This is a genomic window from Vibrio sp. 10N.222.49.C9, from assembly GCF_041474985.1.
Lineage (GTDB): Bacteria > Pseudomonadota > Gammaproteobacteria > Enterobacterales > Vibrionaceae > Vibrio > Vibrio crassostreae_C.
This window is the reverse complement of sequence record NZ_JBFRVD010001628.1, coordinates 1-261: the sequence shown is the minus strand read 5'-3', so window position 1 is coordinate 261 and position 261 is coordinate 1. Positions and strand designations below refer to the sequence as shown.

The following is a 261-nucleotide window of genomic DNA, read 5'->3' as shown; positions in this document are numbered from 1 at the left end:
GAGCAACATCCTGACGTTCCTACTAAGTCTGGCGTAATGATGGGCTTAGGCGAAACGAAAGAAGAGATCGTAGAAGTGCTTAAGGATCTTAGAGCGCACGGCGTAAGCATGCTAACTCTAGGCCAATACCTAGCACCAAGCCGTCACCACCTGCCAGTAGAACGCTACGTTCCACCAGCAGAGTTCGACGAGCTAAAAGAGATTGCACTAGAGCTAGGCTTCACCCACGCAGCCTGTGGCCCATTCGTACGCTCTTCATAC

The 261-nt window shown here is 51.7% G+C and carries 1 pseudogene; it reads left to right on the top strand.

What is annotated here, in order from left to right:
- Window positions 1–261: pseudogene (locus AB4585_RS29565) on the top strand (lipoyl synthase); the annotation flags it as partial.